Genomic DNA, 15,326 nt, shown 5'->3' with positions numbered 1-15,326 from the left:
GCCGAGCGCGGGGCGGGCCCTGAGCCGAGCTCAGGCGCCAAAGCCCTCGCGGCGGCGGGCGACCAGCCACGCCTCGATCTCATCGACGTTGGTCGCCTGCTCGGGCAGCGGGCTGCGATCGCGGGCGGCGTCGATGCGGGCCTCGAGCTCGGGCCAGCGCGCGCGCAGCTGGGTGGCCAGCGGCTCGGGGGCGGGCTCCTTCTCGGCGCCAGCGATCTTGACCTCGACCAGCTCGAGCACCTCTGAAAACCCGTACTCGGGCGCGAGGCTGGGCAGGTGGGCCACGAGCTCGCCGGTCTCGAGCAGGTGGATGCCGGTCAGGGCCACGCGGTAGGTGTAGAGCAGCGACTTGGCCCGGGGCGGCTCCTGCTTCTCGTGCTCGCGCCGCATGCCGTGCAGGTACCCGCGATAGTGGCCATGGCTGGCCCGGCTGCGGGCGCGAAGGCCCAGCTCGCGCAGCTCGTCGACGAGTTGGTTGGTGACCAGCTGAAACGGGCTCGCCAGTCGCTCGTGAAGGTTGCCGTTGCCCTTGATGAGCAGCCGCAGCGCCTGGGCGAGCTCGTTGGTGGTCAGGTCGCACTCGACGTCCTCGAACACCTCGAGCGCGTCGTGGTTATCGCGGCCCGGAAACAAGGACACGATCCGCTCGGTCGGGAGCTGGTGGATGCCCTTGAGATCGATGTCGCTGTCGGCCGACGAGAAGCCGTAGTGGTGGCTGCCCGTCACGCCGCACATCAGCAGCCTTCCGGGCGGCGGCCGCAGGGCCACGTAGCGGCGGCATAGATCGAGGTCTGGACCGGGCTGCTCGAGCATGAGGTGCTGAATAGCACGTTCGGAAGCCTACGAACCGGGGCAGGATTAGGGTCTCGCCGATCTGGGTCAGGCGGTGGGGAGCTCGAAGATCCCTGCGTAGATCGCATCGACGTCGAGGACGAACTGATCCGTGAGCGTCAGCCGATCACCCGCGATGCATTGCACCGCGGGCTGCCAGGATTCGGCGAAGCCAGTGCCGTGGATCCGGGTTTCAACGCAGGTGACATCCGCGGGGGCTCGCGGTGTTGAAGGCAGCACTCATGCGCGCCACCGCCATTCTTGTGTTGCTGAGCACCGCTGCGCTGGTTTTCACGCTCGCCTCGGGCTGCGATCTTGGCGATCCGGTCGACTCGGCTGACTCGGGCAACTCGGGCAACTCGGTCGGCGGGGCCGACTCGCCCACGCGCGACGCCGAGCCGCGTCCGCTGGTCTACGCTGAAGACTGGACCCCAACCGCGGCCGCGGATGATCCCTTGTTCGAGCACCGTCCGTCCCAGACGATCTGCCCTTCATCGGCGTGGGCCGAGGAGTTTGGGACGCTCGAGGTCTCGACCAGCGGGTGCAACTACTTCAGCGTCGAGCAGCCGCTGGCCGAGCCGCTGGAGATCGGCGACGAGCTGCGGGTGCGGGTGTGGTGGCAGTCGCTGATCTCGCACGAGCCGGCGACCGGGCACCTCGCCTTGCTGATCAACGGCGCGCTGGTGTGGGAGACCCACGTCGAGATCCCCGGCGCCTCGGATGCGCGGTCGATCCGGTTTGCGAGCCCGGTCGCGGCCGAGCCGGGCGCGACCGTGACCTTTCATCTTCACAACCATGGCGCCAACACATGGACGCTGGCCGAGTTCGCGACGCTGGGCCAGCCTGACCAGGTGACTCAGTAGCCCGTGCCCGAGAGCACGATCGCGTCAGCTGGGAGCCCGAGCGCCTGGGCGTGCTCGCTGGACCCGTGCCCCCACTGCGGCGCCGCCAGGAGCTGGTCGTTGGTGCAGCGCGTGTGCAGGGGGTCCGCGCCGTCGAGCTTGGCGAGCCGAGCGACCAGCTTGGCGCCCAGCAGCGCGTTGCCAGGCACGCCGCGGCGGGCGGACTCGTGGTGGGCGAGCAGCAGCAGGCCGCCAAACAGGCCAATGAACACGTCGCTGACCCGGTATTGCCAGCGGCAGCGCGACATCTCGGGCTTGGAGAATTCGTCGCCGGTCTCGGCGACCACGCGCTGCGCGTCGAGCTCGATGCCCGCGCGCGCGACCGCGGCATGAAGATCGATGACGATCGCGACCGCGTCGGCGAGTGAGCGAGTTGCGAGCAGCCCGGCGGCCCGGCGGGCGTTGCTTGGCACCTGGGCGAACGCGAGGTTCGAGTAGCTCGTGAGCGGATCCATCGCCCGGACGAGCTCATCGAGCAGCGCCCCAGGATCGTCCTTCGCCGCCGCCGCAAACACAAAGCTCGGGTCGCGCAGGCGCTGGTAGGCGTCGACGCGTGTCCAGGTCTTCATCCACTTGACTGGGATCCAGGCGATCGTGCCCTCGTCGAGCTGCACCTGCGCCAGCTTGGTCCCGCAAAACTCGCTCGCGGGCCCCTCGGGTGCCTCGTGGATCGCCAAGACCTCGCCGCGGCCGCCCTCGGAGAAGTACCCAAACTGGACACGCTGCCCCACGCGGACTTTGGACGGCGTCACCGGGGTCGCCCGGAACCGCTCGAGCGTCTGCTCTTGCTCGGCGTACGACACGTAGGGGTTTGGCCTGAAGCAGCGTGGCCAGTAGTGAACGAAGCCGTTGTCGATCGCGGCGCGCAGGTAGGCCGCGATCGAGTCGGCCGGGGTGATGCCATCGGCGCCCTGTGCCGCCGAGGCAAAGATGATCCCCACGCGCCCGGGCTCCCCCGTGGTGTCGGTCGGCTTGTCGCGGACCAGCCAGGTGCCGCCTTCGGGCGTGACCTCGTCGAGCAGCAAGGCCTCACGGTCCTCACCAAACCCCATGTAGTGATCGTCGTCCCCGGTAAACTGGGTCCACCTCGAGACCGGTGGCAGGCGCAAGCAACCACCGCCGGGGGGCTCGACGAAGCGCCATTCGATGTGGGCGCCATCGATCTCTGCGTAGAAGTTGATCAGCTCGGTCGGAATGTCGGCCGCGCGCAGCTGCGCGAGCTTGGACTTGCCGGCCTTGCGCCCGAGCGTGGCGTGGGTGACCTCGATGTCCTTGCGGCGCTTCAAGGCCGCGACAAAGGCCCGAAGCTCCGTCGCTACGGCCGTCATCTCGGTCGAGGCCGCGGCGTCCTCTGCCTGCTTCTTGGCCAGCTTGGCGTCGGCGTTGGCGAGCTGCTGTGCGCCCGCGCCCCCGGCCGTCAGCAGCGCGACCATCTGCGCCTCGGTCATCAGGGTTACGCCCAAGCTGGTGGCCTTGTCGAGCTTCGAGCCCGCGTTGTCGCCGTGGATCAGGAGATCGGTCTTCTTGGTGACGCCGCTGCCAACGCTCGCGCCGGCCTGCGTCAGCACTTTTTTTGCGTCGGCCCGCTTCATCGTCGTGAAGGTGCCGGTCAGCGCGATGACCTTGCCATTGAACGCGGCGACGGGGGTCGGGGCTGCGCTGGGGGGTGGGTCTTGCTTCGCTTTCATTGCTTCGCTTGGGGTTCCCGGCCCCAAGCATCGCATGTGTGGACGCCGCAGCTCGGCGCCTGGGCTGTGAGAAATGGCCCGATGTTGGGTGGGGGGACGGGATACCCTGCGCCCCTTCCAATGGCCCCAACCCTGATCACCGCCGTGCTCGGCGTCATCTTGATCGCGATGTTGCTGCGGGCGGTGTTCGGCTTTGGCGACGCGATGTTCGCGATCCCGCTGCTGTCAGCGCTGATCGGCTTGGAACGCGGCGCGCCCGTGCTGGCGCTGGCAGGCACGGCGATCGCGTTGTTGTTGCTGCGCGAGCGACCCGAGGCGATCGAGAAGGGGACGGTGATTCGCCTGCTGCTCGGCGCCGTCGCTGGGGTCCCGGTCGGGCTGTACGTGCTGGTCGCGTTGCCGCCGATCTGGGCGCACTGGGGGCTCGCGGCGCTGCTGCTGGGGTTTGGTGGGTGGCGGCTGCTGTCGCTCGCGCGGCCCCGCGCGGCTGCAAGGCCCGACGCCGCGACCGAGCAGGTGGGGGCGCCCGCCTGGGCCCGCGACCTCGCGTTCGGGCTGCTCACGGGGGCGAGCTCGGCCGCGTTCGACATCGCCGGGCCGCCGTTGCTGGCCTATGCGGCGCTGCGCGGTTGGTCCAGCGAGGCCGTGCGGATCAACTTTCAAGCGCTGTTCTTACCGTTGGGGTTGGTCACGATCGCCGGCCACGGTCTCGCTGGCCTGTGGACGATCGAGGTGCTGACGCTCGCCGGACTCGCGCTGCCGATGATGCTGCTGGGCTATGTGTTGGGTCCGCGCTTGCGCGCCCGGATCCAGGCTCGGTTCGGTGAGCACGCCGGCCAGCGCGTGTTGCTGGCGGTGATCTTGGGCCTCGGCGTGTTCCAGCTGATCACCGCGCTGACCTGAGCTGCGCAGGTTCGACAAGCGCCGGGATTTTGCTAGGCATAGGCCGTGGCAAAGGTCTTCTCCACCCGCGTCGACATCGCTGCCAGCGCCGAGCGGGTCTGGAAGATCCTCGCGGATCTCGAAGGCTACTCGGCGTGGAATCCGTTTACGCCGCGGATCGAGACCACCTTCGTCGTGGGCGATCCGATCGTCCTGCACGTCAGCTTTGACGGCGCCAAGCCGCGCAGGCAAGTCGAGATCCTGCGGAGCTGGGCGCCCGGCGAGCAGCTGTGTTGGGGCATGACGATCGGCCCCGCGTGGCTGTTTCGGGCCGAGCGGGTCCAGCGGGTCGAGGTGCTTGGGGATCAGCGCTGCCGCTACGTCAGCGAAGACGCGTTCGCGGGCGCGCTCTCGCCAGTCGTGGAGCTGTTGTATGGCGGCAAGGTCCAGCGGGGCTTCGACGCGCTCGGGGCTGCGCTGAAGCGCCGGGCCGAGTCCGGGGCAGCTCAGCGTACGATCGCCAGGTAGCCGGCAACGTAGTCACGGTGGGTCCGGCCAACGAAGATCGGCATCGACCAGCGATCGCCCCCAACCGGTCGGATCTGCCGGATCAACGGCAAGCCGTCGCGGGTGCAAGGCTCGATCAGCCGGCCATCACAGCGCACCCGCAGGTCGACGTCGGCCTCGTCGAACGCGGCGATCTCCCAGCCGGGCTGGGCGCTGATGTGGGCCCACGTCTGCGTGAGCCGGGTCTGCGCTTCGGCGGTGGTCATGTCGTAGACCGGCGCGACCTCGCTGAACTTGAATTGGCTGTTGGCGGCGAGCGGATCGATCTGTCCAGCCGCCAGGGTCGCGTGCAGGTCACGAAGCCACGTGATGAGCTCGGCCACGCTGCGCCGATCCGCGGTGAACGGCGGCGCGCTCTGCCAGTACCACGGCGCCCACGAATGGGTAGCGAACCCGACCGCGCGCAGGATCGGGGGCATCGGGGGCATCGGGGGCGCGGCGACCTCGGCGACCTCGGTGGCGCCCGCGGGCAGCGGTGGCGGCCACTCGACGATCGCCAGCTCGACCTCGCTGCCCGGCTCGGGGATGTCGCCAAGCGACGCCTGGCACAGCGTAATCCGCAGCTGGGCGGTCTCGTCGGCCTGCTGCACGTGCACGCTCAGCACGTTCTCGCCGTTGATGACCCACTCGCTGATCGTCGGGAACGCGTGCTGCGGATACTCGACAAACAGCTCGATGATCGGCGCGTCGTTGAGTCGGACCTCGGCTTGGACGCCGCGGGCCTCCACGTGCAAGTAGAAGATCGGCGTGCTCACTTGATCGCACCTTCGGGGCTGGGAATTCCGGTTGCCTGCTTTTCACCGCTGGGGAAGGTGCCCTGTCCAAGGGTGCGCTTGTCCATGATGTCCCACTTGCGGCTGAAGCTGCCGGCGAACCTGATGTGGCCGACGACGTTGGCCTCGAGCCCGTTGAATTTGAGCTTCCAGTCGATCTGCAGGCCCTCTTTGTCGTCGATCTTGGGTGAAGCTTCGAACGGAAACCCAAGCTCGAACTTGCCCGCGGCGGCGACCCAGTCGGCCCCGAGCGCGGCCTTGATCCCCAGCTCGCCCTTGATCTCGACGCCGATCTGGGTGCCCCAGTCGGGCTTCTCTGGCGTGGCTTCGCACGAGGCGCTGAGCTTGGCTTCGCCCGAGACCTTGCCAAACACCACGGCGGTGACGGTGAACCGCCAGACCTCGAAGTCGATGCCAAAGCTGGCGTCGAGCTCGATCGAGACCAGGGTGAGCGCAGCCTCGAACTTCCACCACTTGAAGACGGTGTGGTCCTTGGCCTCTTTGGCGGCCCACTCGAACGACAGATCCCCGGTGAAGAAGCCGATCGAGAACCCGAACTTCCAGCCGACCTGCGGCTGAAACTTCTTGATGAAGTTCATGACCGACTGGATCTCGTTTTGGATGTTGACGAACGCCTGAATGATCTCGCCGAGCTTGGCGGTGGCGTTGACGTCTTCGCTGTTGCGCGTGAGCTTGATGCTGGCGCCGACAACCCCGGCGATCGGCTTGCGGACCGGCGCGCCGCCTGGGGTCGCTGGATCGTCGACCCAGTCGGTCTTCTTGTCCCAGCCGTCGTCTTTGCCGTCGACCCACTTGGCGTTGGGCTTCAGCGCCTTGCTCGCCGTGTTCGCGTAGTTGCGCTTGATGAGCGCCGGGATTGAGAGCGACAGCTTGTACTTGTCGCTCGAGAACACGTCGATCGTGCGCGAGAGCTTGCGAAACCCGGGGCTCTGATCCTCCAGCACGCCGCAAGAGCTGACCTCGACAATGTAGCGATTGGTCGACTTGGGCGAGAAGAAGAAGTACCCGATCACCGCGGCCGGGCTCATGTAGGCGATGGCCGGCAGCTCGATCTTCTTGCACTTCAGCTTTAGCTCGACCTTGGTCTTGCCCTCGTGCTTGGTGACCTCGCCGGTTGCCCGGTTGGTGACCGCCACGTGCGGATGCGAGTGGCTGCAGCTGTACCCGGGGCCGCCGGTGATCTCGATCTCGAGCTTGTCCGCGCGGCGATCGTCCTCGCCCGCGATGACCTGAATGTTGGGGATGAACGCCGCCTTCGAGCCCTTCTTTGGGCGCGGCAGGTTGTCTTGGATCTGCCCGTTGTAGGTGTACTCGAACGGGCCGAACCCGCGCTTGCCGTCGCCGCTGCCGGTGTGGCTGCACTTGACGCTGATCTTTTCAAAGTCGCAGGGGATGACCTTGGCCGGCTCGGAGTCGCCGGGGCCGGTCGCCTCCATGACCTTGGCCTCGGCGGCGCGGCGCGAGGCGACGGGACCGGGGACCGGGGCCGAGACCTGCGCGGGCTGACAGATCGCGCCCGAGTTGAGGTTGGATGGCGGCGGCCCCCCGGCGCTGTTGTGGCCCATGATGTCGCCGTGACGGGCGACCCCAAGGCCCTCGACCTGCACGGTCGACGACCACACCGTGAAGTAGCCGTTCTTGAGGATCTCCCCGGTCACGACGCTGCCGCCAAGCGTGCCGCCCTCGTCGCCGATGCTCTTCGAGGTCATCGAGACGTCCTCGAGGAAGGTGGGCTCGCCGTCGATCCGCACGGTCTTGCTGCCCTTGATCAGATCCTGGGCGAACAGCACGTTGACGTAGGGGATCGGGACCGGGCCCGGCGGCGGCGACAGGCACACGTCGACCGGGCCGACGCCGGTGCCCCCGCAGCCCTTGTGGAAGAAGCCCATTTGCTCAGCGAAGACCGTCAGTGCCATGGGTGCAGGGACGGTAACACCGATGCGATGGCCGGGCGTGCGGGGCCGCGTTTGCCCACGTACGCAGCCCCAGGAGCGAGCCCGGGACTGTTTTTATTTCGGGCGTTGGCTGGGCGCCCGCTCGCGGACGCGCGCGTGGTGGTGAGCGGCGTACCGAGCTGACTTCCGCGAGCAGACAGACTGACCTCGTGAACGAGGAGAACCCGAGACCTTCGGGTGGGCTCGGTCTGTCCCGCTGCGGACGCTGAGGGTGAGCAGGCTGGGCTGGGCACAGGCACCCCTGCTTCACCTGGGGCATGGGCAGCGCGATCGCGACGCGAACACGACGCGCGGCGCCTGTGGGGCAGATCTCGACATACTCGACTCGCTCGCGGACGGGTGCCTGGCCAGAAATCGACACGTTCGACTCGCTCGCGGATTGGTGCCTGGCCAGAGATCGACACGTTCGACTCGCCCTTTGGGCGCTTGGCGGGCAGGAGTCGAGCTTGTCGAGTGGCTTCAACGCCGGCTCGGGGGCGAACTTCGAGGCATTCGACCTGCTCGCGCGCCGCGGTGCGGGCGGTTTCGCCGGCGCTCGGGTGACTCCGGCGCTGGGTCGGGCCAATTTCAGGGGCGGTCGCGTCGCCCCCGCGTTGGGTCAGGGGTGATTTGCTGGGGGTCGCGTCGTTCCCGAATCGGAGCTTGGGCAGCTTGGGGGGTGGTCGACCTACTCGCGGCGAGGGTCAGGGGCGATTCCTGCGGTGGTCGACCTGCCCGCTGGCAGGGTCAGGGGCGGTCTCCAGGGGGGTCGGGTCGCTCCCGGGCTGGGCCGGGGGCGATTCCGGCGGTGGTCGACCTGCCCGCTGGCAGGGTCAGGGGCGGTCTCCAGGGGGGTCGGGTCGCTCCCGGGCTGGGCCGGGGGCGATTCCTGCGGTGGTCGACCTGCCCGCTGCCAGGGTCAGGGGGGCGTTGTAGACCTTGCCGGGCCGGTCGAGGGCGGCCTTGTAGAGCTTGGCGAGCAAGCCGGGTACGCGGAGGCATAAACCATCCCGGCCCGCGGGCGCGGAGGTGTCAACCGCTCGCTACCGCCTGGCCGCCTGCTCCAGGGTGACGGTCGCGCTCACGAGCGCCCCCGCAGCGCCGCGCGCCCGGCTGCTTGGTACGCGTCCGCCAGCTCCTGCAGCTCGTGTCGATCAACATCGTAAGCCCGCGCGATCGCCTTGGCCGACTCGTCGCCCAGGATCACCTTGGCGATCGCCTCTTCGAGCTCGTCGATCTTCAAGGGCAGCGCAGCGCCATGCGTCTCGGTCGACTGCGCGACCGGAAACCCCAAAAAGTTCTGAGCTGATACCGGCGTCGACACCTGCTGCTGGCTCGCAGCCCGCCCCCCTCGCACGCACAAGCGCGCCGCTGGATCACCCAACAGCACGTACGCCGAGAGATCCTGCCGCAACATCCACAGGTGCCCGCGCCGGGCCAGGTCGACCTCACCCCCGCGCGCGCCCTGGTCGTAGATCGAGGCCAGCTCGCTCTCGGTCTGGCCCAGATACTTGTAGAGCTCGCGAAACGAGATGCCCATCCGATCCCGACGCAGCGCCGAGCGCAGCACACCCGTGAACTTGCTCGGTCGGTTCATTGGCCCGTCATCGAGCTCCTGAAAGCTGTAGCTCCACGCCAGATCCACGTGGCCTACGAACGCCAGCGGGCCGTGCTCGCTGGCCAGCGTGGCCTTGGGCACCGCCGCGATGAACGGCCGCTCCCCCGCAGCGGGGATCCCCGCGAGCACGGCCTCGGCCTTGCCGCGAAACTGGCCAAGCTGTTTGAGCTCGGCCAGCCAGTGCTGGTACGCGCTCGCGTCTGGGGTGCCCGCGCCGTAGCAGGCCAGCATGAACCACAGTCCACCCGGCAAGAACTTGGCGTCGCTCAGCGTGGTCCCTTCGATCGAGCCCGCGCGACCAAAGCTCATCGCCCCTTGCCGCGCCCGCTGCTGCTCGGCGGAGCCCCAGCCGCGCCGCGGGGGGCCGTCTCCGTGGCTGAGCGAGAACATCACGGCGGGGTGATCGATCGCGGCGAACTGCAGCAGTTCGTCGGGGCTCGGATCAAACTCGTCGCCGCACGCGAGCAGCTCGCGGGTCGAGAGCTTGCCCAGCGCCAGGCGCTTTCGCATGTGCTCGAGCCCCGGCTCGACCAGCGCCCGGTGACCCAGCCGCGTCGCCCCGGTCCCGTCGTGGACCGTGTGAAACATCGTCGTTGCGAGATCGTGGGTTGGCGTCGCGTCCTCGCTGGCGAGCAGCTTGGCGACGTAGGCCGCGTAGTCGTCGTCACGATCAAACGCCAACCGCCCGACGAATCCATCGCTGGCTTGCCGCTGCTGCAGCGCGAGCGGCAGCTCGTGCAGATCCCCGAGCATCAATTGGTAGCGAGGCCGATCGTCGTCGTCGAGGTCTGCGCTCTGAAACACCCGCTTGTTCCAGCGCGCGGCCTCGAGCGCCGTCATTGCGCCGGGGACCCGATAGACCTGGACCGGCGCGCCCTGCTGGGCCTCGCGCCGCTCGATCAGCGGACGGACCAGCGCCAGCAGCCGCTCGCCGCGATCGCCCTCGGGCGCGAACACCCCCCAGCGCTGCAGCTCGAGGTCGTTTGGATCGCCGCCCTCGTCCCACAGGTACTCGGGCAGGGCCTGGGCCTCGTGCGCACCGGCCTGCGACGACTCGCCGTCGATGCCCTCTGGCAGCAGCGGCGCGCGCTCGTCAGCGCAGGTCATGAGTAGGTGTAATTCGTCGTCCATGGCCTAGCTCTCTCGGAGGTGGTCACCGCGTGCCCTCGCGCCGCGCCTCACAGCTGTCGAGGGCGGCTTGGGCGGTCTGTGGGTCTTCTCGCAGGAAGCTGGTGCGCAGCTCGACGGGGATGCAGTCGCTGGTGGCTTGGTCGATCGCGGCGTGCAGCTCGGCCTCGCTGACCTGAAATTTTTCGAGGTGCCAGATATGCGCCGAGTCTTCGCTGGTGCCCGCGAGCAGGTGTTTGCTGTCGGGACTGATCGCAGCCGCGCGCACCGATCCAGCGTGGCCCTCGATCGAAAAGTGCGCGCCGGTCTCGACCGTCCACACCCGCGCGCTGCCGTCCATCGACGCGGTCACGAGTAGCTCGCTGTTGGGGCTGAACCGGACGTCGAGGACCGGCGCGACGTGACCCTGCAGCTCGCGGACCTCGCCTGTCGTGGTCGAGACCAGCCGGACCAGGGCGTCTTGAGTGGACAGCGCGATGTACTGGCCGTCGGGGCTGAACTCGGCCGCGTACACGGTGGTCGTGAGGTTGAGCTCGGCGGGGGAGCGCAGCGAGCTGCCGTCGAGCGCCCAGATCTGCAGGCGGCCGTCGTCGCTGGCCGACAGCATCGTGCGTCCGCGCGGATCGAATTTGCCGGACCAGACCCGGCCGTCGCTCGCGGTGATCCTGCGCAGTGGTGTGTCGAGCAGGGCCCCGCCCGGGCCCGGATCCAAGCCCGGATCCAGGCCTAGGTCCCAAAGCACGAGCTCGCCCGTGGTCGTGGCCGTCAGCACCAAGTCGGCGTCCGTCGGCGACCACGCGACACTCGACAGCCCGCTGTCGTGGCCGTCGAGGACGGTGAGCAGCTGGCCCGACGCGACGTCGATGATCGTGACCCGCCCGTCCTCGCCCGCGGCCGCGAGCCGATCGCCCGTGGCGTCGAATTCGATGTCGCTGATCGAGGCGGCGTCGCTGTGCTCGTGCTCCCAGAGCGGGCCCTGGCCGGCCTGAGTCCACACGTGCACGAGCCCCGCGGAGGTCGCCGTGGCCACGCGGTCGCCGGCCGGCGACCACGCGACGCTGCGGATCGGCCGGCCGTGGCCTTCAACGGCGATCCAGTCCTCGAAGCTGGTCGTGTCCCACAGCCGCGCGGTCGCGTCGTTGGAGCCGGTGAGCACGAACTCGCGGCCGTTGATCCGCGCGAAGTCCAGGGCCCCGATCTGGTTGATGTGGCCCAGCATGTAGACCGACGCCTCGTCGCCGTTGGCGTCCCAGATGCACGCCATGCCGTCGTCAGCGACCCCAACGACGTGGGCGCCGGTGGTCGTGAAGCCGACGTGGCCGACCACGTTCTCGATGTCGGTGAACTCGACGAACTCGGCGAACCCGCTCGGATCGCCTGTCAGGGTCCACACCCGCACGTTGCTGTCGGCCGAGCCCGTGACCACGCGCTCGCCCGTGGGATCGAAGCTGGCCGAGCGGACGGACTCGGTGTGGCCGCGCAGCACCGCGATCGGCTCGAGCTCGGGCTGCGGCGAGAGCGACCAGACCCGCGCGGTCTTGTCGTCCGAGGCGCTGACGAGGCGGGTGCGATCGTCGACTTGGTTGAACGCGATGCTGTTGACGGCGTGGTCGTGGCCGCGCAGCACGATCGGATCCTGATCGCGCTCCGCCAGCTTCCACACGCGGATCAGCGCGCCGCTGGCGGTCGCGAACCACTGACCGTCGGGGCTGAACACCGCGGTCTGAACGTTGGCCTGGTGGTTGAAGCTCCACTCTTCGCCGCCAGCGAGCGGCCACAGGTGCGCGCGACCGTCCTCCGAAGCGCTCAGCGCCCACGCGCCGTCGGGGCTGACGTCGATGCTGTTGCCCTCGTGACCATGACGACTGCCGTGAATGCCGAGCTTGGTCGCCGTTGGCGGATCTTCGCGGAGGTCCCACAGGATCACCTCGCCCCGCGCGGTCAGGGCCACGATCCGGTCGCCGTCGGCGGTGAAGTTGGCGTCGCGAACATCCGAGCCGGAGTCCGGGATTCGATCGGGGTCGAGGGCGCCGTCATAATTCAAGGTGGAGATCAGCGCGCCGGTCAGCGACCAGACCCGCGCGGTCCCGTCGACGGAGGTGGTGAGCACCGAGCTCGCGTCCGGGCTAAATCGGGCTGTGTTGATGGTCTGGCCGTGACCACGGAACACCGCCCGGCTGACAGGTCGCTGGACCGCCACCGCGGCGCCCTCCCACCAGCCGATCTGGGGGTCACCTGCTTTGATGTCCGCGTCTCGCAACAGCAACAGCGCCAAGGTTGGCTCGCGACCTTGGACCATTCGCGCGCCGTTGATGCGATGCAGGTTCTGGCCGATCCGCACCGCCTGCTGGGCCGTCTGCATGCTGCGCTTGGCCGCGGCCGTGGCCTCGTGGGCTTCCAGGGTCGCGGCCTGGGCCTCGTTGGCGAGCACCCGCTGGGTCGCCTCTTCGCGATCTTGAAACACGCCAAACGCGATCGCCAGACCAATGGACAAGCCCACGCCCAACCAGACGAGGGCCCGGCGCCGACGCTCGGCTCGCTCGCTCGCGACCAGAAAGTCGATGACCTCGGTGGACAGCTCGCGCAGCCCAAATTCCTCGCGCACGCTCTGCGCGTAGCCAAGCCGATGGTCCTTCAGCAGGTAGCCCTTGCGGTTGGCCGCGAGCCACTCGGCCGCCCAACCGGTGACCTTGCGGATCGCCGTGACCTTGCCACGGTCGGCGTCTAGCCAGGTCTGCAGCTTGCTCCACCGGCGGATCAGCGCCTCGTGGGCGACGTCGTACCAGACCTCGTCCGAGCCGTGCTCGCCCGTCACGACCAGCCGCGCCTCGAGCAGCCGGCGCGAGGTCTCGGCGAACGCCGCTCGATCGGCCGCGTCGCTTGGGGCCACCTCGGCGCGTCGGACCCGACGGCGGGTTCGGGCGCTGCCGTCGGCCTGCACGTCGACCAGTGACAAGAGCAGGCGGCGAGCCTGGGCCAGCTGCGCGTCGGGCATGGACTCGATCAGCTCGTCTGCGGTCCGGGTCAGCGCCCCCTCGACGCTGCCGAAGCCGTTGTAAGTGTCAACGGTCATGCGGTTGTCGACGCGGCTGCGCCACAGCAGATCGAGGGCGTACTCGAGCAGGGGCAGGGCGCCCGGCTCGTCGCCGACCTCGCGGGTCAGCGCTTGCACGAGGCCGGCGTCGAGCTGCAGTCCCACGCGCTCGGCCGGCCGCCGGATCGCCTGCTCCAGCGCGCGCGGCTGCAGATGACCGATGAAGATGTGGTGGTTGTCGTCGTAGACGATCGTGTCGAGCCGGGTCCCGGCGTGGTCCAGGGCGATCTGCGAGCAGTGACCCAAGAAGTCGATGCGCATGGTGATCATGACCACCAGCGGCAGGTTTGGCGTGGTCGCCAGCGTCCACAGCAGACCGACAAATTGGCTGGCTTCGGTGCTCGCGAAGACCTCCTCGAATTGATCGATCAACACCAGCACGCGCAGCTCGGGTCCCTGCGTGCGCAGGCTCCCGATCAGCTCGGGCAAGCTGCTCTGCACGCCCGGGATCAGCCGACACACGGCAGCCAGCAGCTCTTCGGTTGGGCTCTGCCGGCCGCCGGGACGCATCAGCGTGTGGACCCAACGCTGGTCCTCGCGCTCGACCAGGCTTGGCAGCACCCCGGCCATGACCACCGAGGACTTGCCGCTGCCCGAGGCCCCGGCGATCGCCAGGAACCGCGGATCTTGCCCGCTGAGCAGCTCGTCCACGCGGCCGCGGATCAGCGCGCACTCGGTGTCGCGGCCGTAGAAGAACCGGCGGTCGCTCGCGCGAAACGGCAGCAGGCCGCGGTAGGGCCGGAACACGATCGGGCGATGGTCGTCGCCGTCGGACTCGCGCGCGTACAGCTGGATCGAGGCCCAGTCCAAGCTGGCGTCCTGGGCGGTCAGGGCCCGGCGGCCGGCCAAGAACGCGGCCTCGACCGAGCTGGGCTCGCCGAGCAGCTGTGCGTAGAACACCCGCGCGAAGATCGTCGAGCCAGCGACCGAGAGCGGAAACCGAGAGGCCAATACTGTCTCGACGCCGGCGCGGTGCAGGACCTGGGCGACGCTCCCGAGCTGGGCCCCGAGCGCGCCTGGATCGGCGCCCTTGCACGCGCACAGCACCACCGATCGCAAGGTTGGCGCGTGGGCGCCCAGCACCCGTCGCAGGCGCCCCGCATCGACGATGTCGGTGCCGTCGTCGTCGGTGTGATGCTCGAGCGCCAGCCCGATCGACTGACCCGCCGCGGCCCCGTGGCACAGCAGGTGGAGCACGGTGATCGGCTGGCCAGCTTCGCTCGCGGCTTTTAGGGCGTCGTCAATTCGGGTCAGCGACGCGTGGCGAAGCTCGACGAGGTGGTTGGCCGGCAGCTCGCCGGCCTTGATCCCCGCGCGGATCGACTCGTGGTGATCGCTGACCGGGACCTCGCCGCCAGCGGCCGACCACGCGAACAGGATCCGGCCGCCCTCTGGGGCAGGCGAGACCTCGGTCGCGGTCGTGCTGGTGCCCGGCCACTCGTAGCGGATCAGCAGACCCGAGAGCTCGCCAAGGTGCTGACCGGTGGCCTTGATCGTGAGCAGCTCGAAGGGCAGGGCGTACAGCTCCGCGGCCGCCGAGCGGACCGTGAGCAGCACGGGGGTGTCGGCCTCGAGCGCGTCTTGGATCTCGCGCTCGCGGCTGGCCCAGCCAGTGGGCTCCAAAAACTCGCGCAGCCGACCGCCGAGGGCCTGGACCGCCTCGGGATCGGGGCTTGGCCGCGCGACCCCAGCTAGCTCGGCCAGCAGCGCGTCGTTCCAGCGCAGCGACGCGCCACCAAAGGTCCCGCCCGGGCCACGCAGCACGTACTCCTGCCGACCCATGCGGATCGCATAGGGGTCCTCGACGTCGTCGGCTCGGGCGAACTCGAGGCGGATGTGCAAGGGCTTCGTCAATGCTTCAGCGCAGCCCCGATGCTACCTCAGTTGG

Annotated in this window: 9 protein-coding genes; 3 read left to right on the top strand and 6 right to left on the bottom strand. The window is 69.0% G+C overall.

Annotation, left to right across the window (positions count from 1 at the left end):
• Positions 1–30 precede the first annotated feature (30 nt).
• Positions 31–813: a nucleotidyltransferase domain-containing protein gene (locus DB30_RS02920; protein ID WP_052546433.1), complete on the bottom strand. Its 783-nt coding sequence runs from the start codon at positions 811–813 to the stop codon at positions 31–33.
• A gap of 260 nt (positions 814–1,073) precedes the next feature.
• On the opposite strand from DB30_RS02920, the gene DB30_RS02915 reads away from it, so the two are divergent.
• Entirely contained in the window at positions 1,074–1,694 is a 621-nt protein-coding gene (locus DB30_RS02915; protein WP_052546432.1) for a hypothetical protein, read from the top strand.
• On the opposite strand, the gene DB30_RS02910 is transcribed toward DB30_RS02915, so the two are convergent.
• The gene (locus tag DB30_RS02910) at positions 1,688–3,421 is read right to left on the bottom strand and encodes a BRCT domain-containing protein (protein ID WP_052546431.1); all 1,734 of its coding nucleotides are present in this window, start codon (positions 3,419–3,421) and stop codon (positions 1,688–1,690) included. The two genes, DB30_RS02915 and DB30_RS02910, sit on opposite strands and share 7 nt — an antisense overlap.
• 120 nt (positions 3,422–3,541) lie before the next feature.
• On the opposite strand from DB30_RS02910, the gene DB30_RS02905 reads away from it, so the two are divergent.
• Positions 3,542–4,324, top strand: coding sequence for a sulfite exporter TauE/SafE family protein (locus tag DB30_RS02905; protein WP_052546430.1), 783 nt, complete (start codon positions 3,542–3,544; stop codon positions 4,322–4,324).
• A 45-nt stretch (positions 4,325–4,369) separates the two neighbouring features.
• Positions 4,370–4,831, top strand: a complete 462-nt coding sequence (locus DB30_RS02900; protein ID WP_052546429.1) for an SRPBCC domain-containing protein — start codon at positions 4,370–4,372, stop codon at positions 4,829–4,831.
• Here DB30_RS02900 and DB30_RS02895 read toward each other — a convergent pair.
• From DB30_RS02895 to DB30_RS02880, 4 genes are all read right to left on the bottom strand, one after another.
• Positions 4,810–5,625, bottom strand: a complete 816-nt coding sequence (locus DB30_RS02895; RefSeq protein WP_052546428.1) for a hypothetical protein — start codon at positions 5,623–5,625, stop codon at positions 4,810–4,812. The genes DB30_RS02900 and DB30_RS02895 overlap by 22 nt on opposite strands.
• Positions 5,622–7,580, bottom strand: a complete 1,959-nt coding sequence (locus DB30_RS02890) for a PAAR-like domain-containing protein (protein WP_146657915.1) — start codon at positions 7,578–7,580, stop codon at positions 5,622–5,624. Before DB30_RS02890 ends, DB30_RS02895 begins: the two co-directional genes overlap by 4 nt.
• A 1,099-nt stretch (positions 7,581–8,679) precedes the next feature.
• Positions 8,680–10,347, bottom strand: a complete 1,668-nt coding sequence (locus tag DB30_RS02885; protein WP_146657914.1) for a hypothetical protein — start codon at positions 10,345–10,347, stop codon at positions 8,680–8,682.
• Positions 10,348–10,369: 22 nt separating this feature from the next.
• A complete protein-coding gene (locus DB30_RS02880; RefSeq protein WP_052546424.1) occupies positions 10,370–15,292 on the bottom strand; it encodes an nSTAND1 domain-containing NTPase in 4,923 nt (1,640 codons plus the stop codon).
• Between the last annotated feature and the right edge of the window lie 34 nt (positions 15,293–15,326).

Source organism: Enhygromyxa salina (assembly GCF_000737335.2).
GTDB classification, from domain to species: domain Bacteria; phylum Myxococcota_A; class Polyangia; order Nannocystales; family Nannocystaceae; genus Plesiocystis; species Plesiocystis salina_C.
This window is presented reverse-complemented; position numbering and strand designations above follow the sequence as displayed.

Excerpts from the sequence above, each read along its gene's own strand:
- DB30_RS02920 (WP_052546433.1), bottom strand. The coding sequence starts at position 813 with ATGCTCGAGCAGCCCGGTCCAGACCTCGATCTATGCCGCCGCTACGTG.
- DB30_RS02915 (WP_052546432.1), top strand. The coding sequence starts at position 1,074 with ATGCGCGCCACCGCCATTCTTGTGTTGCTGAGCACCGCTGCGCTGGTT.
- DB30_RS02910 (WP_052546431.1), bottom strand. The coding sequence starts at position 3,421 with ATGAAAGCGAAGCAAGACCCACCCCCCAGCGCAGCCCCGACCCCCGTC.
- DB30_RS02905 (WP_052546430.1), top strand. The coding sequence starts at position 3,542 with ATGGCCCCAACCCTGATCACCGCCGTGCTCGGCGTCATCTTGATCGCG.
- DB30_RS02890 (WP_146657915.1), bottom strand. The coding sequence starts at position 7,580 with ATGGCACTGACGGTCTTCGCTGAGCAAATGGGCTTCTTCCACAAGGGC.
- DB30_RS02885 (WP_146657914.1), bottom strand. The coding sequence starts at position 10,347 with ATGGACGACGAATTACACCTACTCATGACCTGCGCTGACGAGCGCGCG.